We start from the raw sequence: 610 nt of genomic DNA, 5'->3' as shown, positions 1-610 counted from the left end.
CGATCCACTCCTACACCGGCGACCAGCCGACGCTGGACACCATGCACAAGGATCTCTACCGCGCCCGCGCCGCCGCCCTGTCGCAGATCCCGACCTCGACCGGCGCCGCCAAGGCGATCGGGCTGGTGCTGCCCGACCTCAAGGGCAAGCTCGACGGCATCTCGATCCGCGTGCCGACCCCGAACGTCTCGGTCGTCGACTTCAAGTTCATCGCCAAGCGGTCGACCACGGTGCAGGAGATCAACGACGCGGTGATCGCCGCCTCCAACGGCAAGCTCAAGGGCATTCTCGGCGTCACCCATCACCCGAACGTGTCGATCGACTTCAACCACGATCCGCGCTCCTCGATCATGGCGCTCGACCAGACCAAGGTGATGGACGGCAACTTCGTATCGGTGCTGTCCTGGTACGACAATGAATGGGGTTTCTCCAACCGCATGGGCGACACATCGGTCGCCTTCGGCAAGACCATCGCCTGATCACAAAACTCTCTTTTCGAGACTTGGAACGCCCGGCTTTGCCCGGGCGTTTTTCATGAGCGCAGTTTGCGCCTTCCCAATTTGTGTCCTGCGCGCCAAAACATCCGAAAATCAGCGGCATAGGCCAAAAA

The 610-nt window shown here is 61.3% G+C and carries 1 pseudogene (only partly in view); it reads left to right on the top strand.

What is annotated here, in order from left to right:
- Positions 1-479 (top strand): annotated as a pseudogene (gap, locus tag EOC06_RS33920) (type I glyceraldehyde-3-phosphate dehydrogenase); it begins 547 nt to the left of the window's first position.
- The last annotated feature ends 131 nt before the right edge of the window (positions 480-610 follow it).

The sequence above is a fragment of the Mesorhizobium sp. M7A.F.Ca.MR.362.00.0.0 genome (assembly GCF_004023175.1).
Classification (GTDB): Bacteria; Pseudomonadota; Alphaproteobacteria; order Rhizobiales; family Rhizobiaceae; genus Mesorhizobium.
Note: the sequence above shows the minus strand (reverse complement) of the source record. Positions and strands in the feature narration are given on the sequence as shown.